The 21,921-nt window shown below is 71.3% G+C and carries 19 protein-coding genes; 10 read left to right on the top strand and 9 right to left on the bottom strand.

Annotated features, from left to right (window positions below):
* Positions 1–41 precede the first annotated feature (41 nt).
* Entirely contained in the window at positions 42–212 is a 171-nt protein-coding gene (locus tag LXM50_RS16495) for a hypothetical protein (protein ID WP_233312564.1), read from the bottom strand.
* A gap of 134 nt (positions 213–346) precedes the next feature.
* On the opposite strand from LXM50_RS16495, the gene LXM50_RS16490 reads away from it, so the two are divergent.
* A complete protein-coding gene (locus LXM50_RS16490; protein ID WP_233312563.1) occupies positions 347–1,786 on the top strand; it encodes an HNH endonuclease signature motif containing protein in 1,440 nt (479 codons plus the stop codon).
* 143 nt (positions 1,787–1,929) lie between these two features.
* Here the strand turns inward: LXM50_RS16490 and LXM50_RS16485 are convergent, their stop codons facing one another.
* Positions 1,930–2,430: a DUF3465 domain-containing protein gene (locus LXM50_RS16485; protein WP_233312562.1), complete on the bottom strand. Its 501-nt coding sequence runs from the start codon at positions 2,428–2,430 to the stop codon at positions 1,930–1,932.
* A gap of 134 nt (positions 2,431–2,564) precedes the next feature.
* Between LXM50_RS16485 and LXM50_RS16480 the strand changes: the two genes are divergently transcribed.
* Positions 2,565–3,347 carry a potassium channel family protein gene (locus tag LXM50_RS16480; protein ID WP_233312561.1) on the top strand — a complete coding sequence of 261 codons (783 nt, stop codon included), beginning with the start codon at positions 2,565–2,567 and terminating at the stop codon, positions 3,345–3,347.
* A 48-nt stretch (positions 3,348–3,395) separates the two neighbouring features.
* Here LXM50_RS16480 and LXM50_RS16475 read toward each other — a convergent pair whose 3' ends face one another.
* Positions 3,396–4,202 (bottom strand): SDR family NAD(P)-dependent oxidoreductase, encoded by an 807-nt coding sequence (locus LXM50_RS16475; protein ID WP_233312560.1) that lies wholly within the window; start codon positions 4,200–4,202, stop codon positions 3,396–3,398.
* A 69-nt stretch (positions 4,203–4,271) separates the two neighbouring features.
* Complete coding sequence (locus tag LXM50_RS16470) at positions 4,272–5,018, bottom strand: SDR family NAD(P)-dependent oxidoreductase (protein WP_233312559.1); 747 nt, start codon at positions 5,016–5,018, stop codon at positions 4,272–4,274.
* A 265-nt stretch (positions 5,019–5,283) separates the two neighbouring features.
* On the opposite strand from LXM50_RS16470, the gene LXM50_RS16465 reads away from it, so the two are divergent.
* The 4 genes from LXM50_RS16465 to LXM50_RS16450 all read left to right on the top strand — a co-directional run bounded on the left by LXM50_RS16465 (position 5,284) and on the right by LXM50_RS16450 (position 10,700).
* The gene (locus LXM50_RS16465; RefSeq protein WP_233312558.1) at positions 5,284–6,729 is read left to right on the top strand and encodes an APC family permease; all 1,446 of its coding nucleotides are present in this window, start codon (positions 5,284–5,286) and stop codon (positions 6,727–6,729) included.
* A 41-nt stretch (positions 6,730–6,770) separates the two neighbouring features.
* A complete protein-coding gene (locus LXM50_RS16460) occupies positions 6,771–7,634 on the top strand; it encodes a MoaF C-terminal domain-containing protein (protein ID WP_233312557.1) in 864 nt (287 codons plus the stop codon).
* A 1-nt stretch (position 7,635) separates the two neighbouring features.
* A complete protein-coding gene (locus LXM50_RS16455; protein ID WP_233312556.1) occupies positions 7,636–9,285 on the top strand; it encodes an amidohydrolase in 1,650 nt (549 codons plus the stop codon).
* A gap of 143 nt (positions 9,286–9,428) precedes the next feature.
* Entirely contained in the window at positions 9,429–10,700 is a 1,272-nt protein-coding gene (locus tag LXM50_RS16450; protein WP_233312555.1) for an MFS transporter, read from the top strand.
* Positions 10,701–10,758: 58 nt separating this feature from the next.
* On the opposite strand, the gene LXM50_RS16445 is transcribed toward LXM50_RS16450, so the two are convergent.
* Positions 10,759–12,006 (bottom strand): FAD-dependent monooxygenase, encoded by a 1,248-nt coding sequence (locus LXM50_RS16445; RefSeq protein WP_233312554.1) that lies wholly within the window; start codon positions 12,004–12,006, stop codon positions 10,759–10,761.
* Positions 12,007–12,113: 107 nt separating this feature from the next.
* Between LXM50_RS16445 and LXM50_RS16440 the strand changes: the two genes are divergently transcribed.
* The 4 genes from LXM50_RS16440 (at position 12,114) to LXM50_RS16425 (ending at position 17,069) form a co-directional block, all read left to right on the top strand.
* Positions 12,114–12,695 (top strand): TetR/AcrR family transcriptional regulator, encoded by a 582-nt coding sequence (locus LXM50_RS16440; RefSeq protein ID WP_233312553.1) that lies wholly within the window; start codon positions 12,114–12,116, stop codon positions 12,693–12,695.
* Between the two features lie 87 nt (positions 12,696–12,782).
* Positions 12,783–14,384, top strand: coding sequence for a class I adenylate-forming enzyme family protein (locus LXM50_RS16435; protein WP_233312552.1), 1,602 nt, complete (start codon positions 12,783–12,785; stop codon positions 14,382–14,384).
* Positions 14,381–15,661: a beta-ketoacyl synthase gene (locus LXM50_RS16430; RefSeq protein WP_233312551.1), complete on the top strand. Its 1,281-nt coding sequence runs from the start codon at positions 14,381–14,383 to the stop codon at positions 15,659–15,661. Before LXM50_RS16435 ends, LXM50_RS16430 begins: the two co-directional genes overlap by 4 nt.
* Positions 15,662–15,896: 235 nt before the next feature.
* Complete coding sequence (locus LXM50_RS16425; RefSeq protein ID WP_233312550.1) at positions 15,897–17,069, top strand: acyl-CoA dehydrogenase family protein; 1,173 nt, start codon at positions 15,897–15,899, stop codon at positions 17,067–17,069.
* Positions 17,070–17,211: 142 nt separating this feature from the next.
* Here LXM50_RS16425 and LXM50_RS16420 read toward each other — a convergent pair whose 3' ends face one another.
* The 4 genes from LXM50_RS16420 to LXM50_RS16405 are packed head-to-tail and all read right to left on the bottom strand — an operon-like array spanning position 17,212 to position 21,916.
* Positions 17,212–19,521: an arylsulfatase gene (locus LXM50_RS16420; protein WP_233312549.1), complete on the bottom strand. Its 2,310-nt coding sequence runs from the start codon at positions 19,519–19,521 to the stop codon at positions 17,212–17,214.
* Positions 19,522–20,304: an ABC transporter ATP-binding protein gene (locus LXM50_RS16415; protein WP_233312548.1), complete on the bottom strand. Its 783-nt coding sequence runs from the start codon at positions 20,302–20,304 to the stop codon at positions 19,522–19,524.
* Positions 20,301–21,137 carry an ABC transporter permease gene (locus LXM50_RS16410; RefSeq protein WP_233312547.1) on the bottom strand — a complete coding sequence of 279 codons (837 nt, stop codon included), beginning with the start codon at positions 21,135–21,137 and terminating at the stop codon, positions 20,301–20,303. The genes LXM50_RS16415 and LXM50_RS16410 overlap by 4 nt, the downstream gene beginning before the upstream one ends.
* Positions 21,134–21,916 carry an ABC transporter permease gene (locus LXM50_RS16405; RefSeq protein ID WP_233312637.1) on the bottom strand — a complete coding sequence of 261 codons (783 nt, stop codon included), beginning with the start codon at positions 21,914–21,916 and terminating at the stop codon, positions 21,134–21,136. Before LXM50_RS16405 ends, LXM50_RS16410 begins: the two co-directional genes overlap by 4 nt.
* Positions 21,917–21,921: the final 5 nt, after the last annotated feature.

The following is a 21,921-nucleotide window of genomic DNA, read 5'->3' as shown; positions in this document are numbered from 1 at the left end:
AGGCGTATCCGGGCGGCCAGACGGAGCCGCCCGGATACCGATCAGGGCGCGGCCGGGGCCAGCGAGAAGGTCATCGCACGATGCCAGCCCCCGTTGGCCGTCTCGGCGAGCAGCGCCACCTGCGTCGCGGTTCCTTTGATCGGCAGCTCGGCCCGAAGCCGACCCAGGACGGTCGATGCGGGGGCCTCGATCACCAGTGCTGTCCGGGCCATCCGACGATGCTAGATGACCCGCCGTCGACTCCCTTTCTCCGCCTCGGATTTCGTGATCTGTTTGTGATCTTTTCTTGGTCTGATCTGGTTCTTTCAGGGTCTGGAATGTCGGTGGCCCCGGGTTGAATGGGGGTATGACGAGCTCGACCGACACAGCGATCGATCCCGGGGCGGACCCGGTGGATCCAGTCGTCGTGCTCGCCGCGCTGACGTCCGTGGTGCAGGACACGGAAGCGACGATCATCCGCCTGCAGGCGGTGCAGGAGGCGCAGCTTGCGGTCGCGCAGCGCCTCGCCGAGCACCTCGCCGCCGAGGCCGGCCCGGCCGGGCGCGGTGAGGCGGTGGAGCTCGCATCACGATCGGTCGCGGCGGAGTTGGCGGGAGTGCTGCACATGTCCGACCGGGTCGTGCAGGCCCGGATGGCCCGCGCCGCAGAACTCGTCACCCGGTACCCGGTCACGATGCAGGCGTTCACGGAGGCGCGGATCGGCCCGGCGCACGTACGGCAGATCCAGGACGCCGGGGCACGTCTCGATGACACGGCGCGGGGAGAGTTCGAGCAGGTCGCGGTCGCCGCCTCGATCGGGAAGACCCCGCACCGGGCGAAGCGGATCGTGGAACGCCTCGCTGAACGGCTCTCCCCGCGGTCACTCACGGACCGGCACCAGGACGCGCAAGAACAGCGTCGGGTGTGGCGGGAGGACCTCCCGGATGGGCAGAAGATGCTCGGCCTCATCCATGCCGCCGCGGTGATCGACGGGATCTACGACCGGCTCAGCCAGCAAGCCCGGATGGTGCAGGTCGCGAACACCTCAGCGGCGAAGAACGCCGCCGAATGCGCGGCAGACATGCTCGGCGATCCGACGGATGACCGTGCGATCGACCAGCTGCGTGCGGACCTATGCGCAGACACCCTGCTCACCGGGGCACCGTCCGGACACGACACCGCGGACGGACTGCTGGGTGCGATCCAAGCGCGGGTCGAGATCACGGTTCCCGTACTCACCCTGATGAAGACTGACGGCGACGCGACCGGAACGGCGGCGGGCGCGAGCGGTTCACCGGCAGGCCGCAGCCCCGCATTCGGCATCCGCACCGAGCAGCCCGGCGAACTCGCCGGCGGACAACCCATCGACACCCACACGGCCCGGATCCTCGCCGGCGGAACCTTCGCCTGGGAACGAGTCCTCACCCACCCTGTCACCGGCGCGATCCTCGCGGTCGACCGATATCGACCCAACGCGGATCTGCGTCGCCTCATGCATGCGAGGGATTCCCGGTGCAGATTCTTCACCTGCGGGCTCCCGCCGATCACGCAGGATCTCGACCACACCGTCGACGCCGCCCATGGCGGGCCCACCGACGAGGGCAACCTCGGCGGGCTGTGTCGACGGCACCACGTCCTCAAGCACCACACCGCGTGGAAAGTGAAACAACTCGGCGCCGGGATCCTCGAATGGACCAGCCCGGCCGGAGCGACTTACATCGACCGGCCACCCTCGCCCGTCACCTTCACCATCGACGAACCCGCACCCGAACCCGACTCACCACCCGCCGCAGATGCACCATTCTGAACGACGACGACCCCTGTTCTGGCCGGCACCGTCACGGAGACGACTCGTGCCCGGCGACCCGCGCACAAGATCCACAAAGGTCAGGCCACGCAGCAGCAAGGTCTCAGAGAGCCACCCGCTGCATCTCAGGAGTGCACAGCCCCTCAGGAGAAGGTGTGCCCGTTCCAGCGAAGCCATCCGCTCTGGTGCTGCCCCGACGGATCATGGTGCGTCCAGTGCACCGTCCCGCCCTTGTCGCTCCACTCGTAGTCGCCGAGGAAGTCGACGCGGTCGCCCTTCGACAGCCCGTCGAGACGCGGGGCGATGTCGATGTTGTGGGCGATGAGGATCGAGACGCCTCCGGGCGTGGTGAGGATGAACTTCTGATGCCGCGACCCGTCGAGGTCATCCGCCAAGATGCGGGAGACGACGCCGGTGCCCTGCACCTCCACCCCACTGCGATGCTCGTCGAACAGAGCGCGGACGGGATCGTCAGCCGATCCGCCCTCGGATCCGGAGGCCGCCGGTCCCGCGGTCGCGGACGGAGACGTCGCCACGGCTGCGGGCAGGGTGCCGGGTATCCCTCCCCGTCCGATCACGATCACCGCGAGCGCCACCAGTGCCACCACGACGACGACCGTCGTCCACCGCGCCCTCCGAGTCACGGCGCCCAGCCTAGACCGCGAGCTCGACGCGGAACGACCGCGGAACGACCGCGGAACGACCGCGAGCTCGACGCGGAACGACCGTGGGACAACCGCGCGCCCGCTGCCGCGCCCGCCGGGCGTACGATGCGCGCATGACGTTGGAGCGCTGGCGGCGGATCACCGAGTGGCCGCTCATCGTCGCGTCCCTGCTCTTCCTCGTCACCTACTCGATCCAGGTGATCGTGGATCCCCGAGGAGACGTCGGCGCCCTGCTCGAAGACCTGCTCTGGGTCTCGTGGGGAACCTTCCTCATCGACTACATCGTGAGCCTCGTGATCGCGCCGCGGCGCTGGCACTGGTTCCTCACGCACCTCTTCAACCTCGCGACCGTCGTGCTGCCGATGCTCCGCCCGCTGCGGGTGCTGCGCGTGGTCACCCTGCTCGCTGTGCTGCAGCGCACCGCCGGCCGTGCCGTACGCGGGCAGATCGTCATCTACGTGACGGGCGCGACGCTGCTGGTCGTCTACGTCGCATCCCTCGCGGTGCTCGACGCGGAGCGCGCCGGCGGTGGCAGCATCTCCACGTTCCCCGACGCGCTCTGGTGGGCGTTCACGACCATCACGACCGTCGGCTACGGCGACCTCGCGCCCATCACCCTCGAGGGCCGGGTGATCGCCGTCGGGCTCATGCTCAGCGGCATCGCCCTGCTCGGTGTCGTCTCGGCGACCTTCGCCTCGTGGATCGTCGAGCAGGTGTCGGCCGAGAACACCAGCCGCCAGGCGGCCACGGTCGCACACGTCGATGCGCTCCGCGCCGAGATCGCCGAGCTGCGCACGGTACTCGCCCGGATGGATCCGACCCTGCGGTCGCCCGACGCCAGAGCATCGACCGCCGCAGATCAGGACGGTCCGGATCCCCTCGCGCCGAAGGGCTGAGCGAGCGGACGCCGAATCCGCGTCCGGGCCCTCGCCTCCGGCGCGCTCCTACATCCCGGCGTGCTCGAACGCGGTCGTGGGCAGATCGACGATGTGCGCGCCGCCGTCGACGACCAGCACGGATCCGGTCATGTACGACGACTCGCTGGATCCGAGGAAGCGCACCACGGCCGCGATCTCGGCGGGCTGCGCCGGGCGGTGCAACGGTACGTCGGCCGTGACGGTGGCGTACGCCTCCTCGCGCGATGCGAGCCCGGCGTGCTCGGCGAACTCGTCCATCTCCTCGTCCGCCATCGGCGTCTGCACCCACCCCGGGCAGACCGCGTTCACCCGCACCCCGTGCTTGCCGTAGTCGCGGGCGAGCGTGCGGGTGAGACCGATCAGCGCGTGCTTGCCGACCGTGTACCCCGCGACCGAGGGGCCGGCGAAGAGTCCGGCGAGCGAGGAGATCACGACGATCTGCCCCTTCGCCTCGATGAGCGCCGGCAGCGCCTCGCGGGCCATCACGAACGCCGTGGTGAGATTCGCGCGGATCGCGCCCTCCCAGCCGGCGTCGTCCGTCTCCCCCACCGGGGCGAAGCCGTGTCCGCCCGCGTTGGCGACGAGCACGTCGATGCGTCCGAACGTCGCGAGCACCTCCGCGACGGCTCGCTTCGCGTCCTCGGTCGATGCGGCATCGGCGATCACGGGATGCGCACCCACGGCGCGCTCGACCTCGCGCAGCGGCGCCTCACGGCGGCCGACCACGACGACGTGCGCGCCCTCCGCGGCGTAGCGGGCGGCGATCGCGGCGCCGATGCCGGTGCCGCCACCGGTGATGACGACGACGCGTCCGGTGGATCCGTTGGTGGTCATGGGGTCTCCTGTCGTGGAAAGCGGTAGGTCGCGAAAGGGGGAAGTCGAGAAGCGGGATCGCAGGCGAGGTCAGGCCGGGAACCCGGAGCGGGCGCTGTAGCCGAAGTCGCTGAGGATGCCGGACCCGTTCACCGCGCGGGCGCGCGGAGAGGCGAGGTACACGACGTGCACGGCGATCTCCTCGGCGGTCTGCACGGGGAAGGCAGGGGCGGCGAACGCCTCGTCGCCGAGGTCGCCGCGGCTCATCGGGGTGTCCACGATCGACGGCGACACCGTCGTCACCCGCACGTCATCGCCTGCGAGATCGACGCTGAGCGCCCGCCCGAACTGGACGAGGGCGGCCTTCGACGCGCAGTACGGCGCCATGCCGGGCGATGCCACGAAGGCGGAGTCGCTCGCCACCAGCACGACCGAGGCGGCGGGTGCCGCACGCAGCGCGGGCAACGCGGCCCGCAGCACGAGGAACGCACCGGTCACGTTGACGGCGAAGACGGCCTGCCACTCGGCGAGGGAGGTCTCGTCGATGCCGGACCCGACGGGGCCCGAGATCCCGGCACAGCACACCACCGTGTGCAGCACCCCGAACACCGAGACGGCTTCGGCGACGGCCGCGCCGACTGCGACCTCGTCCGTGACGTCGGCGATGAGGGGCACGGAGCCGGAACAGGACGCCGCGGTCTCCGCGAGTCCGGCGGCGGAGCGGTCCAGCAGCGCGACCCGCACGCCCTCGGCGGCGAGCGCCTGAGCGACCGCTCGCCCGATCCCTCCGGCGGCACCGGTGACCAGCGCGGTCCTCCCCTGCAGCTGCAGCTCCATCGCCGCTCCCTCCGTGGTGCGGGGCCGGCCAGACCGACCGGCTCCGTTCCGCCATCCTGCTCCGTCGACGAAGCCGGATCGAGGGGGCGTGCGACGGCTGTGCACGCTGACACCATCGTCCTTCACTCATGGGCAAGCCCGCCGCGCCGGGGAGGGGCAGACTCGGCAGAGTCCGATAATGCCCGTCTTCCCGCAGCACAACGTCCGCGCTGCGCCCGCCCGCCCAGGCCGGAAGAACGCGCCGTCACCGAGCGAAGGAGCCGACGTGACCGCTGAACAAACCCAACAGACCCACACCGCCCTGCGGCAGGGAGCTCTCGGCGTCGCCGGGATCGTCTTCCTGGTCCTCGCCGCCGTCGCCCCGCTCACGGGCATCGTCGTCGTCGCCTCCCTCGCGATCGCGCTGGGCAACGGCGGCGGCGCGCCGATGTCCTTCTTCCTCGTCGCCGCGATCCTGCTGCTGTTCGCCGTCGGATACGCGCAGATGTCCAAGCAGCTCGTGAACGCCGGCGGCTTCTACGCCTTCGTCGTGAAGGGCCTCGGACGCACCGGCGGGCTGATCGCCGGCCTCATCGCCACCCTCGGCTACAACTTCTTCGTGGTCGGGACGATCGGCACCAGCGGCTTCTTCATGCAGTCGATCATCAAGGAGCTCACGGGCTTCGACATGAGCTGGATCCTCTGGGGCCTGCTCTCGATCGCCGTGTGCTTCGTGCTCGCGCGCATCGGCGTCGACTTCTCCTCCAAGGTGCTCGGCGTGTGCCTCGTGCTCGAGACGACGATGCTGCTCGTCTTCGACGTGTCGGTGTTCGTGCAGAAGGGGTTCTCCTTCGCCGCGTTCAGCCCGGAATGGGTGTTCTCCGGCTCGCTCCCGATCGGCATGCTGCTCGCGGCGACCGGCTTCCTCGGCTTCGAGGCGACGGCGCTGTTCAGCGAGGAGGCCAAGCAGCCGCTGCGCACGATCCCGCGCGCCACCTACACCGCGATCATCGCGATCGGCGTCATCCTCGGCGTCACGACCTGGGCGGTCGTCAGCGCGATCGGCGTGCCGGACGCGCAGGCCGTCGCGGTCAAGCACCTGCCCACGGGTGACCTGATCTTCATGCTGGCGCAGCAGTACCTCGGCGGCCCGCTCACCACGGTCATGATGATCCTGTTGCTGGTCAGCCTGTTCGCCGCGATGCTCGCCTTCCACAACTCCGCGAGCCGATACCTGTACGCGCTCGGCCGCGCCCGCATCCTGCCCCGTGCGCTCGCCCGCACCCGCGCCGGAGGGTCGCCGGCGATCGCCGGCATCGTGCAGGCCGGCTTCTCGGCGATCGTCGCCGTGATCTTCTTCGTCGCCGGTGCGGATCCGATCGTGCAGGTCGTGCCGGCCATGCTCGGCTTCGGCACACTCAGCGTGCTGATCCTGCAGGGCCTCGCCGCCCTGTCGATCGTCGTGTACTTCCGTCGACAGCATGACACCCGCTGGTGGAGCACCTTCATCGCCCCGGGGATCGGCTTCCTCGGCATCGCAGCGATCTCGGTCCTCGCGATCTTCAACTTCAACATCGTCGCCGGATCCGAGGAGCTCTGGATCAACCTGCTGCCGCTGCTGCTGGTGCTCGCCGTGATCGGGGGCATCGTCTACGCGCAGTACCTGAAGCGCAGCAGGCCCGCCGTCTACGACGGCCTTGCCGCCGACCTCGAGCAGTTCAGCACGCGCTGATCGCCACCGGACCCGCCTCACACCACCCACCAAGGAGCATCATGACCACCATGAACCCCGCCGACACCTCGACCTGGCTGCCGCTGGACGGCCTGGCCCCCGGATTCGACGCCAACAAGGCGCCGCACACCACCGCCCTGTCCGGCCGCCAGATCGACCTCACCGCCCCCAACGGCACGCGCATCGCGCACCGCTTCGCCGACGACGAGGTCACCTGGACCTACACGCCCGGCGAGGGCGACCCGACGGCGGCCGCCACCGACACCGACGCGTACGAGGCGATCGAGGTCGACGAGGATCTGTTCTACGTGCAGTTCCATCACCGCTACCTGCCGAACGAGGCGGTCTCCCTCGTGATCGACCTGCGCGCAGGGCGCGTGCTGTCGATCATCAGCGAGATCCTGCCGGCGCTCGAGCCCGGCCGCACCCGTGTGGTGCACCACTTCGGCACCGCGACGATCGACGGCGCCGAGCCGACCGGAGCGGAGCCGCACCCGACGACCGCGCTGATCGGGCGCCGCGTGGAATGGGTCTACAGCACCGAGCACGCCTACGAGCACGTGTACCTGTCCGAGCGCTGGTACAGCTGGCAGTGCCTGGCCGGCCCCGAGCGCGGGCTCGCCGACACCGACGAGAACAGCGTGTGGGAGGTCCGCCCCGGCATCTACGTGTTCGCCTGGCGGGAGAAGGTCATCCCGTGCGCGTCGGTCACGATCGCCGACCACCGCGACGTCACCAAGATCCGCTCGCACGGCGTGCTGTTCGGTCTCGACGAGACCGGCGAGGTGCCCACGCACTTCACGTTCGGCGCCTGGGGCCGCCTCATCTCGGTGACCCACCACGCGCCGGAGCTCGAGCCGGCGAACTTCGGCGCACAGGACGCCGCCGAGAAGGCGACGGCCTGACATGACGACCGCCCCCGCCGAGCTCATCGTCGTCGCCGACGTCATCCGCACCCTCGATGCTGCGCATCCGGCCGCCGAAGCCTTCGCCGTGCGCGACGGCCGCATCGCCGCGATCGGCACGCGTGCCGAGGTCGACGCCCTGCGCGGCGACGGCACCAGGGTGCTCGAGCTCGGCGGGGCCGCGGTCTACCCCGGCTTCGCCGACGTGCACAACCACCACGCTCTCGCCGGGCGCACCGAGCTGTTCGAGCTCACCCTGCCGCCGTCCCTCACGCTGGACGAGATCCTCGACCGGGTGCGCGAGAAGGCCGCCACGCTTCCGGAGGACGCGTGGATCATCGGCGGCGTCGTCGCCTCGACCCTGCTGCCGTCGCTGCAGAGCACGGCCGTGCGCCTGCGTCTGGACCAGGCGGCGGGCGGACGCCCCGTCGTGATCGCGGAGGACTCCCGGCACAACCGCTGGGCGAGCTCCCGTGCCCTCGAACTCGCCGGCATCGGGCCCGGATCGATCCCGGCCGGCGGTGTCACGATCCTCGACGCCGAGGACGGCACCCCCACAGGCGTGCTTCTCGAGGCGGCCGGCATCCCGGTGCAGGAGGCGTACGACCGCTCCGGCGGGCTGAGCGCCGCCCAGCACCGCGCCGCGTCCGCGCACGGTGTGCATCTCGCGAACAGCTACGGCATCACCGCCTTCCAGGACGCCGGCGTCTCCACCGACATCCTCGGCGCCCTCGCCGACCTCGACGGCGACGGGGAACTGAACGCCTGGGTGGTGTCGTCCCTGCTCGTCAACGACGAGATCTTCGGCTTCGACCCCGTCGGATCCGCCCTCATCGCACGCGGCGAGGAGTTCCGCACCGCGCACCACCGCCCCGATTTCGTGAAGATCTTCCTCGACGGGGTGCCGCCCGCACGCACCGCCTCGTTCCTGGAGCCGTATGTCGCCGACGCCGTGCACGGCGCGCACTTCCACGGCGAGACCACGATGACGTTCGACGAGCTCCACGGCTGGCTGCGGCAGGTCGCCGAGCGCGGCCTCGGCGCCAAGGTGCACTGCACCGGAGACGGATCCGCCCGGCTCGTACTGGACGTCGCCGAACGGCTGCGCGCCGAAGGCTTCACCACGCCGATCCAGATCGCGCACGGGCAGTTCCTCGCCGACACGGACATCCCCCGCCTCGCGGCGCTCGACGTCGTGGCGGACATCTCGCCGTTCATCTGGTTCCCCGGCGTCATCCCGCAGATGCTCACCGAGGTGCTCGGCGAGCGCGCGGAGCACTCTCAGCCGAACCGTGCCCTCATCGACGCCGGCGCGCTGGTCGCCGGCGGATCCGACTGGCCCGTAAGCGAGTCGCCGAACCCGCTCGAGGGGATCCAGGGTCTCGTCACCCGGGCGGATCCGCTGCGCCGCGCGCCCGGCACCCTCTGGCCCGAGCAGGCGATCACCGCGGAGGAGGCGCTGCAGGTCTTCACCCGCAACGCCGCCGTCGCGATGGGCCTCGGCGCAGAGACCGGATCCCTGGAGGTGGGCAAGTCCGCCGACTTCGTGGTGCTCGACCGCGACGCGATCGCCGGGCCCGCCGACGCCATCATCGACGCCCGCGTGCTCGCGACGTGGTTCGCGGGGCGCGAGGTGTACGCGGCCGGCTGAGCCGACGCCGTCGCGTCCGCCCCGCCGGGACCGTTCCCGGCGGGGCGGACGCGTTCCCGGTCCCGCTCGGCAGGGCATAGAATGGTATACCAATTGCGCGCCCTGTCCGGATCGCGCCCGCCCGCGTACGATCAGGAGACCGGATGGCCATCGAGGAGCGCCCCGACGCCCGCCCGAACCGGCTCGCCGCCGCGTTGCTCCGCCCGTTCTCTTCTCTGCACGGCAACCGCGAGTTCTCGGCGCTCCTGCTCTCGAACGTCACCTTCTTCGGAGGGATGTGGACGCTCACCTTCATCCTCGGCTGGATGGTGTTCGAGCAGACCGGATCCGAGATCCTCGTCGCCGCATTCACCACGGTGCGCCTGCTTCCCCTGCTGCTCGGCCCCCTCTCCGGCGCGATCTCGGACCGGATGGATCGCCGGCGGCTGCTCATGCTCGCCTGCGGCGTCGCCATCGTCGCGGCCGTCGGCCTCGCGGCGCTCACCACGGCGGGGCTCGGGTCGTTCGGCGTGCTCACCGCAGGCGGCCTGCTGCTCGGACTCGCGCACTCCCCCTCTCAGCCGGCACGAGCCGCGTTGGTCGCCGGCAAGGTTCCGGCGGAACAGCTCAGCAACGCGAACGCGCTGAACGCGCTGGCGATGAATACGACCCTCATGCTCGGACCCGCGATCGGCGGGTTGCTGGTGAGTGCATTCGGCACGGCGGCCGCGCTGTGGATCGGCTCCCTGTGGTTCGTGCTCTCCTTGATCGCGCTCCGCGATGTCAGCAGCGGCTACCGGCAGCCCGAGGTGCCGCACTCCTCGATCTGGCGGATGCTGGGCGAGGGGTTCCTCGCGATCGCGCGCCTGCGCGTGGTGCTGGCCGTGCTGCTCATCACCGTCGCCACGAACTTCCTCATCTGGTCGGTCCACCAGGGCTTCATGCCGGTGTTCGCGCACAGCATGCAGCTCGATGCGGCGGGACTCGGCCTGCTCCTGACGGCGTTCGGACTGGGCGGCATCGTCGGTTCGCTCGTGATCGCCGCGCTCGGCGACTTCCCGTGGAAGGGCGCCGTGTTCGTGTGCGGGATCGCCGGGATGTCGGTGTGCTGGATCCTGTTCGCGCTCGCGCCCACCACGCCCCTGGCCGCCGCGGTGTTCACGCTGGCCGGGCTCGTCTCGTCGGTCTTCGGCGTACTGCAGAACACGCTCATGCTCGCCTCCACGCCGCCGGCGCTGCAGGGCCGTGCCATGGGGCTGCAGGAGCTGGCGATCGGCGCGCAGCCCGTTGCGGCCCTGGCCATCGGCGCCGCCGCGCAGGGGATCGGCATCGCCGCCACCACGGTGATCAGCGCGAGCCTGCTGCTGGTGTTCCTGGCCGTGATGGCGCTCAGCGTGCCCGCACTGATGCGCTACCACGGCACCGCCGGCGCCTGAGCGAGTCAGGATCCGCGGCGGTCGTCAGCGGCGCGGGGTCTCGCCATCACCGCCACTGTCACTCGACGGCCAGCACTGCGTCCGACGCGGGCAGCGGCAGCGGCAGCGCGTCGGTGGCGTTCTCCGCGAAGGCGCGCCTCATCAGCGGGCGCAGCGGCCGGGAGAGCATCACACGGGTCGTGAGCGCGCCCAGCACCGCGCCCGTCCACGAGGTCGGCACGGCGCGCTCGAGACTGCCGAACGGGATCTTCTTGCCGTCGGCGATGAACGGCTCGATCCGCCGCGCGTAGCGCGCGAGCGCGGCCGGAGCCTCCTCCGCACCGGCGCCAACCAGTTCGCCGGCGAGCACGTACGCGCCGACGAGCGCCATCGCCGTGCCCATCCCGCTGAGCGGCGATCCGCAGTAGCCGGCATCGCCCACGAGCGCCACACGCCCCTTCGCGACCTCCGGCACGTCCACGCGCGCCAGCTCGTCGAAGTAGAAGTCCTCCGCCCCGCCCATCGCGGCGAGCACGGCCGGGGCCTGCCAGCCGGCACCGGTCAGCACGCGACGGATGAGCACCTCCTGCGCCGCCCGGTCGCCGCGCAGCGCGGGGTCGTGATCCACGCGCAGCGTGAGCATCGCCTTCGACGTCGCCGGATCCCGGTCCGGACGGATCCCCAGCATCGCGCCCGGCACGATCCGCATCGAGAACCAGCCGTCCTCGATCCCTGCCGGAGTCGGCATCGTGAAGAACGCCGCGTAGCCGCCGAGGCGCGTGGCGAACCGCCCCTCCGGCCCGAACGCCAGGCGCCGCGTCGCCGAGTGCACACCGTCGGCGCCGAGCACGACGTCGAAGCGCTCCGAGGCGCCCGAGGCGAAGCGGACCTCGACGCCCACCGCATCCTGGGCAAGGGCATCGATGCGGTCGCCGTACCGCAGGGACAGCAGACCCGGGGCCTGCAGCGCCGCCTCGGCGAGCGCATCCAGGAGGACCCGGTTCAGATCCCCGCGTGCGATCTCCACGTCGGCCACCGCACCGCGCCCGTCGAACAGCTCGACCGGCATGCGCCCGTAGGGGCATCCTCGGCCGTCGACGTACAGCATCCCCTGCTCGTGCAGCTGATGCGCGCGGATCGCGGGCATCAGGCCCATCCGCTCGGCGGCCTCACGGCTCGCTCCGCGCAGGTCGACGGCCTGCCCACCCGGGCGGGCTTCCGGCGCCCGCTCGACGACCGTCGTGCGGATCCCGCCGCGGACGAGCTGCAGCGCCGTGGCGATCCCGGCGATGCCGGCGCCGGAGATGAGGACATGGGGTGCGGACATGGCGTTCTCCTCGATTCAAATATTAGACGTTTGTCTAAGACGAATGTCTACATGCTTCTAAGACGCATGTCTAGTACAAGCGTCTAAGACACGCCTAGGATGTCGTCATGGGAAATCGTGAGGATCTGCTCGCCGGCGCCCGCCGTGTCATCGTCGAGCGCGGCGTCGCGAACGCCACCGCCCGCGACATCGCCACGGAGGCCGGCGTCAGCCTCGCGGCGATCGGCTACCACTTCGGCTCGAAGGACCAGCTCGTCACCGAGGCGCTCCTGGAGACGCTGGGCACCGGGATCGGCGACGGCATGGAGGCCGTGATCCTGGAGGCCAAGGACCTCCCCCGCCTCGCCGGATTCGCCGCGCTGTGGAACGGCATGCCCGAGGTGTTCGCCGCGAACCGGGAGACCCTGCTGGCCAGCATGGAGAACGCCGTGCGCATGATGCGCGATCCGGCGGCGCTGACCCGCATGCAGGCCGCCGTCGATGAGGGCTACCGCGGCGTCGCAGAGGGTCTCACCGCCGCATACCCCGATCTGACCCCCGAGCAGGCGCTCGCGCTGGCACAGCTGGAGTTCGTGCTGTCTCAGGGCCTCGGGATCCTCTGGCTGCTGAGCCCCGAAGGCCGGATCCCCGACGGCGACACCCTGGCGTCTGCGGTCGCCCTGCTGCACGACGGGGCGCCCGAGGCCTGACCGACCCGCCGACCGCGGCCGGTCATAGACTGGATCGGCCGAGCCGGGCCGCACCCCGGCGCGCATGCGTCACGGGAAGGGCGGGGAATGCCGATCACCAGGACCGTGCTCTTCACCGCCGCACACGAGCCCTCGCAGCCGGCGATCGTCGGCCCTGAAGGCGCCCTGGACTACGCCGGGCTCGTGGAGGACTCGCGTCGCGTGTTCGCCGTCGTCGATGCCGCACATCGTGCACAGGACGCCCCACCGCCTCCGGCGCCGGAGACCCGCGGGATCCCGATCACCGCCGTCAGCACGTCGAGCGCCTTCCACGCCGCCCGGATCGTCGCAGGACTCGCCGGCTATCGCGCCGTGTCCGCCACGATCGACCCGAACTGGCCGCTCTCCCACCGCGTGCACGTCGTGGTCGCGGCCGGGATCGGGCTCGTCATCGGCGACGACCCCGCACTCGCACCCGCACTCCGCGACGCCGGATGGACCGGCACCGTTCTCTCACTGTCGGAGTTCCGCGATCGGGAGGCGACAGCGGCGCCCGCGGATCCGCCCACGGTGCGCGAGGCCGACGAGGCGTTCCTGCTGCTGTTCTCCTCCGGCACCACGAGCGATCCGAAGGCCTTCCTGAAGACCCGACGCCAGTACCGCGAGAACGTCGCCGTCTCGAGCGCGCACCTCGAACCGCGGCCCGGCGTCGAGACCCTGGCCCCGGGGCCGCTGTCGTACAGCCTCACGCTGTACGCCGTCATCGAGTGCCTCGCCACCGGCGGAGGCGCGCACCTCGCCGACCGGTTCGATGCTGCAGGCCTGGCGCAACGCGTCGCGGCCGAGGGGATCACCCGGATCGTCGCCGTGCCGGCCGTGGTGCAGGTGCTCATCGATGGCGCACGGCGCGACCCGCACGCCTTCGCCGGGCTGGACCTCGTGGTCACCGGCGGCGCGAACCTGCCCGCAGCGCTCCGCGACGGCCTCGCCGCGGCGCTGCCGCACGTGCGCCTGATCAGCTACTACGGCGCCGCGGAGATCGGGTTCATCGGCGACAGCCGTGGCGGCGACGGCACGCTGCTGGACGTCTACGACGGCATCGGCGCCGAGATCCGAGACGACGAGGGCCACGTCGTGCCCGACGGCGAGCTCGGCACCCTCTGGATCCGGGCCGCGGCCTGCTCCGACGGCTACCTCGCGGCGACGACCGACGCCGTGCTGCGCGGATCCGACGGCTGGGCGACCGTGCACGACATGGGGCGCGGGGTGCACGGCCGGCTCCAGCTCGCGGGGCGTGCCGGCGACATCGTCGCGACCGGCGGGCACAAGGTCTCACTGCCCGAGGTGGAGCGCGCGTTCGATGCGATGCCAGGGCTCGGTACCGTGTGCGCCGTGGCGCTGCCCGATCCGCGGCTCGGCAGTGTCGTCGCGCTCGTGATCGAGGCTCCGCGCCCGCTCGGGAGGAGTTCTCTCGCTCGGGAGGATGGATCCGCGCCCGGTGCCCTCCCGAACGCGAGTTCTCCTCCTCACGCGGTGAGCGACACCCCGACCAAGGCCGACCTCCAGGCCTGGGCGCGCGAGCGGCTGGCCCCGCAGTTCGTGCCACGGCGCTGGTACCTGCTCGATCGGATCCCGCGCACGGCCGGAGGCAAGATCCGACGCCCGGCGACGAGCGCGCTCATCGAGCAGGGCGAAGGGATCCGGCTGTGAGCGGGGACGCACGGCGCGTCGTCGTCACCGGGCTGGGCGCGATCACTCCGAGCGGACTCGACGTCCCCTCCCTCTGGGATGCCGTCGTCGCGGGGCGCAGCGCCGTCACCGCCCTCGACGAACCGGAGTTCCGGGATCTGGCCGTGCGGATCGGCGGCAGGATCCGCGGATTCGACGCGACCGGGATCGTGGCCCCGCCGCTCGCCCGGCGCCTGAGCCCGCTCCAGCTCTGGGCGATCGCCGCGGCGGATCAGGCCCTGGACCACGCCGGCGTCAGCCCCGCCGCGTTGCGCGCCGGTGCTGCGCTCCCCTGGGACCCGGCCCGCACGGCGGTCCTCGCGGCGACCGGATCCGGACCGGTGGACGCGATGCAGGCCGCCACCCGCGCCCTCGACGCCCGCGGTCCTCGCGGCGTGCCGCTGAGCGTGGTCGTGCACGGGGCTCCTGATGCCGCAGCGGCGCTGCTCAGCGAGCGATACGGCGCCCGCGGCGCGGCGCACGGGATCACCGCGACATGCGCGTCCAGCGCGATCGCGCTCGGCGACGGGCTGCGCCGCATCCGGCACGGGTACGCCGACGCCGTGCTCGTGGTCGGCATGGAGGACTGCCTGAATCCGGTCAACCTCGCTGCCAACGCCAATCTGCGTGCGCTCGCCAGCGGGTACGAATCGGACCCCACCGCAGCCAGCCGCCCTTTCGACCGCGGGCGCCGCGGCTTCGTGATGTCCCAGGGCGCCGCAGCCCTGCTGCTCGAGGCCGAGGACGTCGCCCGCGACCGCCGGGCCGAGCCGCTCGCCGTGCTCGCCGGATTCGGCGAGTCGAGCGACGCGCACCATCCCACGGCCCCGCATCCGCAGGGTCTCGGCGCCGCGCAGGCCGTCGCCGCGGCACTCGCCGACGCCGTGCTGGATCCGCATGCCGCACACGGCATAGACCACGTCAACGCCCACGGCACGGGCACTCCGGCCGGCGACGCGGCAGAGCTCGCGGCGCTCGAGGCCGTGTTCGGCGCACGTGCCCGACAGATCCCGATCACCGCGACCAAGTCGAGCACGGGGCACCTGCTCGGCGCGTCCGGCGCCGTCGAAGCCGTCCTCGCGATCCGCACACTGCAGACCGGCCTGATCCCGCCCACGATCAACCTCGACGACCCCGAGTTCGCGGACTGGGACATCGTGCGCGGCGCGGCGCGCCACGCCGGACGGATCCGCCGCGTCCTGTCCCCCTCTTTCGGCTTCGGCGGCCACAACGGCGCCGTCGTGCTGGAGCGGCCGTGATGGTTGTGCCCACCGTGCCCGCCGTGGTGTTGGCCGCGCCCAGTGTGCTGGCCGCGCCCGCCCGTTTTGGGGCGCATTCTCACGTTTTGGGGCGCGCTACGCCGTCGCGGCAGGGTGCCACGCGCCCCAAAACGCACGATCGCGCCCCGAAACGGCAGGGGTCCGGGACAGGAACCGCACCCGTGCCGCCACCCGTACCCTTGCACCCGCCTGTACACGAAGCCCAGGAGGCACGATGACCGACCGTCTCACCCGCCACGCCGAGCTCGCCGAGCAGTACCTGCCGGATGAGCTCCTGGAGCGGTTCCGCGAGCGCGCCGCCGTGTACGACCTCGAGAACCGGTTCTTCGACGAGGATCTCGCCGAGCTGACCGAGCGCGGATACCTGCTGCTGTTCGTCCCCGAGGCGCACGGAGGCCCTGGGCTGAGCCTGGACGAGGTCTCGCACCTGCAGCAGCGCCTCGCGACGGCCGCCCCGGCGACGGCGCTCGCGGTCAACATGCACCTCATGTGCACCGGTGTCGCGAAGGCCCTGGCCGACCGCGGCGATCACTCCCTCGACGGCGTGTTCACCGAGGCGATGGCCGGCGAGATCTTCGCGTTCGGGATCAGCGAGCCGTCCAACGACTGGGTCATGCAGGACTCGAAGACGGCGGCCGTTCCACAGCCCGATGGCGGCTACATCCTCAGCGGCGTCAAGATCTTCACGTCGCTCTCCCCCGTCTGGACCCGGCTCATCACGCACGGCCGGGACGACACGGATCCGGAGAACCCGATGCTCGTCTACGGCTTCCTCGAGCGCGGCGCGGAAGGCATCACGGTGTCCGACCAGTGGGACGTGATGGGCATGCGGGCCTCGCAGAGCCGCGCGACGATCCTGACCGATGTGCGCATGCGACCCGAGCGGGTGAACCGGCGCATCGCCGTGGGACGGGTGCCGGACCTGCTCACCTTCGCGATCACGAGCAAATTCCAGCTGCTCATCGGATCCGTCTACGCCGGCGTGGCCCGCCGCGCACTCGACCTGGGAGCGGCGGGCCTGAAGAAGCGACGGTCCGCCAAGGCCGGAGCGACCTACGCGGAGGTCCCCGAGTCGCGCACCCGGCTCGCCGATGCGCACCTCGACTATCTGGCGGTGCCGGCGCAGCTCGAGGCCTACTGCCGCGACTTCGACGAGCTGCTCGACCATGGCGCGCGCTGGCCGCTGCTCCTGGTGAGCGCCCGCCTGAACGCGTCGACGGCCGCCCGCCGCGCCGCCGAGGCCGCGCTCATGTGCACGAGCGGATCCGGCTTCGACAACGGCCATGAACTGAGCCGGCTGTACCGCGACGCGGCGGCGGGACTGTTCCACCCGCCCAGCGCGGACGCCGCCCGCCCCATGTTCGCCGCGGCTCTGCTCGACGACTGAAGCACCCCCGGGGTCGTCGAGCGAGCACCGGCGCAGCCGGAGCGAGACGAAACGCCGCAACCGCAAGAGCGCCGCGTTTCGTCTCGGACGCCTCCGGCGTCCTCGCTCAACGACCCCGATCCGCGCATCTCAGGAGCGCCCTTCAGTCGACGAGGTCGCGCATCTCCTGCTCGATCGCGCGCAGCACGGTCGCGTCTTCGGGCGAGGCCTCGCCCGGCACGTACCGCAGGGACCGGATCCGGCCGCCGCGGAACGGGTAGGAGCGGTGCCGTTCGTGGAGATCCCAGTCCACGGGGCCGCCGTAGTCGTAACCGACGCTGATACCGGTGAAGGGCGCCATGCCGACGAGCATCGGCATGTCGTCGAGGCGGAGCCGCTCGGTGCCATCGACATCGACGGCGAGACTCCAGCGCAACCCGAGGTCGGCCCGCACCCGCAGGTCGATGCGGTGGTGGCCGGGTTCCGGGGCGCTCGCGCGCACGCGGCGCATCGCGCCGTACGCGTTGTAGGAGAGCAGCAGCTCGGCGCCGTCCAATGCCAGCAGGTACCCCCCGCCCTGATCGCCGTGCGCGAGGACCACGCCCTCCGCGCCGTGCTCCAGTTCGAGCTCGGCGTGCACCTCGAAGGAGCGCAGCACCGTGAGGCGCGCCGAGCGGAACCGCTCGAGCGGCGGTCGGAACGGCACGAGCTCGACAGGCTCCGAGAGCGGGGCCTCGGTTCCGGGTCGCACCGAGTGCAGCGTGCCGTCGTCGTCCAGCGGGAACACGGTGTTGCGCCAGGCCTCCTCGCGCCAGCGCTCCGCGAGCTCCTGCACCCGCTCGGGCTCATGCTCGGCACGATCCCGCGTCTCGGTCGGATCGCTCGGCAGGTGGTAGAGCTCCCACGTGCCCCCGGTGGCGCCCTGCGCGGGCGTCGGCGGGATCGGCGAGACCGCCTTCCACTCGCCGTCGACGAACGCGCGCCGGCCGACGCACTCGAAGTACTGCTGCTCGCGTCCCGGAGCCGCCGGATCCGCGAGTATCCCGGCGATGCTGTCGCCGTCGACCTCGAGTGCGGACGTCCCGTTCCACTGCTCCGGACGCGCGACGCCGGCCAGTTCGAGCAGGGTCGGGGCGAGATCGGACACGAAGACGAACTGGTCCCTGAGTCCCGGCGACGCCGCACCGGCGGGCCAGGAGATCACGAGCGGCGCATGCACCCCGCCTTCGTAGGTGCTCGACTTGAATGACCGGAACGGCGTGTTCGACACCCGCGCCCAGCCGGTCGGGTACTGGCCGTACAACCGCGGTCCGCCGATCTCCGAGAGATCGCGGGGAACGTCGTTCACCCACCCGTCGGGCACCGCACCATGCAGGCCGAACTGCGCGAAGTAGCTGCGCGTTCCGGTCGGACCTCCCTCGGCGGTGCCGCCGTTGTCACTCGCGATCACGATGATCGTGTTCTCGCGCTCGCCGAGTTCATCGAGCCGGGCGAGCAGGCGGCCGACGCTCTGATCGATCTCGTCGACAGCGGCGGCGTAGACCTCCATGTGGCGGGCGAACAGCGCCCGCTCCTCGGGGCCGAGGTCGTCCCAGTGCGGGATCCGGTCTCCGTCCGCGAGCGGATCCCCCGGCAGCTCGGCGTGCGTGGGCACGATGCCGCGGGCGCGCTGGCGCGCGAACCGCTCCTCGCGCACGGCGTTCCAGCCGCGCTCGTACCGGCCGCGATAGCGCTCGATGTCCTCCTCCTTGGCCTGGATCGGCCCATGCACCGAGGTGTGCGCGTAGTAGAGGAAGAAGGGCTTACGACGATCGTTCGCGCGGAGCTCGTCGACCATGCCGATCGCACGATCCGTCAGTTCGTCGGTGAGGAAGAACCCGTCAGGGAACTCTGCGACGTCCACGACGGAGTTGTCCTGCACGAGCCGATGCGGATGGTGCAGGGACGTGAACCCGTCCATCGAACCGAAGTAGCGGTCGAAACCGCGCTGCAGCGGCCACGACGACCGATCCGCCCCGTCATGCAGCCGCGACTCGAGGGTGAGGTGCCACTTGCCGACCATGAACGTCGCGTACCCGCCGGCCCGCAGCGATTCCGCGAGCGTGGGGGCGGCGGCGGGCAGCTCGCAGGCGAAACCGGGGTAGCCCGGATCGATGTGCGCCACGAACCCGAACCCCGCCCGGTGCGGGTTCAGCCCGGTGAGCAGCGCGGCACGGGCCGGAGAGCACATCGGCGCCGTGCGGTAGTTCGTGAACAGCCAGCCGTCGGCCGCGAGGCCGTCGATGAACGGCGTCCGGATCTCGCCGCCGAACGGGCCGAGGTCGCTGAACCCGAGGTCGTCGACGAGCATGACGACGATGTTGGGCGCCCCTTCCGCGGCGGTCGGCCGGGGGCGCCACGAGGGATCCGACTCGGACGTGAACTCTCCGACGCGCCCGGCGAAGCCCTCGTAGCCGCGTGCCGCGGGGTCCATTCAGCCCGCCTTCCGGATGAGACCGAAGATGCGGGTGCGGAGCTCGGCGAACTCCGCCGTGGCCCGCGTCTCCAGCTGGTCGCGGGGGCCGCCGAAGTCGATCTCGATGGTCTCGGTCACGCGCGCGGGCCGCTCGCCGAGCACGATGACGCGATCCGAGAGGTACACGGCCTCGTCGATGTCGTGCGTCACGACCAGGATCGTCATGCCGAACTGCTCGCGGATCCGCAGGCACAGATCCTCGAGCTCGAACCGGGTCTGCGCATCGACGGAGGCGAACGGCTCGTCCATCACGAGCACCTCGGGACGGTAGGCGATCGCGCGGGCGATCGCGACGCGCTGCTGCATGCCGCCGGAGAGCTGCCACGGATACTTCGCGCCCGCACCGGCGAGCCCGACCGCGGCGAGCGCCGACGCGATGCGCTCCTCCCGCTCCGCGGTGCTCAGCCGGAGGTGCCGGAGCGGCAGCCGCACGTTCTTCTCGACCGTGAGCCACGGCATGAGCGAGCGCGTGTACTCCTGGAAGACGAGCGCCATCTCCTCGGGAGGCCCGTCGATCTCGACGCCGTCGATGCGGGCGGATCCGGACGTGATCGGCTGCAGGCCGGTGAGGCACTTCAGCAGCGTGGTCTTGCCGATGCCGGACGGCCCGACGATGCAGGCCACCTCGCCCGCCTGCACGTCGAACGTGAGATCCGCGATGACCGGGACGTCGCCGCCCTTGGTGCGATAGGTCTTGGCGAGGCCCTGGACGCTGAGCCGGGGGCTGGTGGTGATGCTCATTCGCTCTTCTCCAGTTGTTGTGAGGCGATGTACCAGCGCAGGACCGCGCGGCGGAACAGGACGAACAGGGCGGTGGACAGGTAGCCGAGCACGCCGAGGACGATGATGCCGGCCCACATGTCGGCGATCGCGAAGGACTGCTGCGCGAGCAACGTCGCGGCCCCGAGGCCCGCCGAGGATCCGAGCATCTCGCTCGCGATCATCACGACGAACGCGGTGATGAGGCTCACCTGCATGCCGGACAGGATCCGAGGGCTCGCGGCCGGCAGCGTCACCTGGAACAGCCGCTCCGCGCGGGTGAGCCGGTAGACCCGTCCCACCATCAGCAGGGTGGGCTCCCCCGCGCGCACGCCGTCGATCGTCGAGATGAGGATCGGGAAGAGCGCGGCGAGCGAGATCGAGAGGATGCGCGTGCCGTTGCCGAAGCCGATGAGCGACACGAAGATCGGCACGAGCGCGACCGGCGGGATCGCCCGGAAGAAGTGGATCGTCGGCTCGACGAACCAGCTGAGCGGGGCGATGAGTCCGAGCGCGCACCCCAGCAGCACGCCGATGACCGTGGCGATGAGGAAGGACACGGCCAGATTCAGCACGGAGATGCCGATGTCGCCGAGGAACGCGGGCGTTCCGATCAGCTCGCCCAGGCGCGCGAGGATCGCGGACAGCGGCGGGAAGAACGTGTTCGTGGATCCGGCCGAGGCGATCCACCACAGCGCGATGAGGACGACCGGGACCGCGATCTCGACGAGGATCAGCAGCCAGCGCGGAGAGGAACTCAGCCGGCGGCCGCGGCGGAGCCGCGCACCGGTCTGCACGGAGGTGGTGAGGGTCATGCGTGTTCCGCCTTCCGGTACTGCGGGTGCCAGTGCAGCAGACGCCGCTCGCCCCACTGGCTGAGCCCCTGGATGAGCAGGCCGAGCACGCCGAGGATCAGCACGTAGCCGAACAGTTCGGGCTGGTTGCCGGAGATCTGCGACATGAGCAGGCTCTGGCCGAGTCCCGGGCCTCCCCCGAGGAGGCCGGCGACGACGGCGATGACGAGCGAGGTGGGGGCCGCGACGCGCAGCGCGGTGCCGATGTAGGGCAGCGCGCTCGGGATCACGATCCGGGTGAGGATCTCCGCGCGACTCATCCCGTAGGAGGCGCCCGTCGCGCGGGCCACGGGATCGGTGTCGAAGACCCCGGCGGAGGACTGCACCGCGATCGCGATGAACGAGCCGAAGAAGACGAGGAAGGTCCCCATACCCGAGGTGGGGCCGAGCACGAGCACCACGACCGGGAGGATCACGATGGGCGGGATCGGCTTGAGGAACTCCAGCGGCACCCTGGTCGCGTGCATGGCGAGCGGAGAGGATCCGATCGCGATGCCCAGCAGCACGCCGACGAGGGCGGCGGCGATGAGGCCGCTGAGGGCCATGGCCAGGGTGTCCGCCGTCGCCTGCCAGAGCTGCGGCGTGCCCAGGAGCCGGCCCGCCGCGCCCAGCGCCTCGAGGGCGGAGGGCAGCGGCGCGCCGGCGAGCGGGCCGACCGTCGCCGCGAGCTGCCACACCACGAGTGCGGTCAGCGCACCGGCGGCGCCGAGCAGCGCGGGGAGGATGCGGGAGCGGGTCATGGCCG

It is taken from the genome of Microbacterium sp. Au-Mic1, assembly GCF_021341785.1.
In the GTDB taxonomy this organism is placed as follows: Bacteria; Actinomycetota; Actinomycetes; order Actinomycetales; family Microbacteriaceae; genus Microbacterium.
The sequence above is the reverse complement of the archived record's forward strand: the minus strand, read 5'-3'. Positions and strand labels throughout refer to the sequence as shown.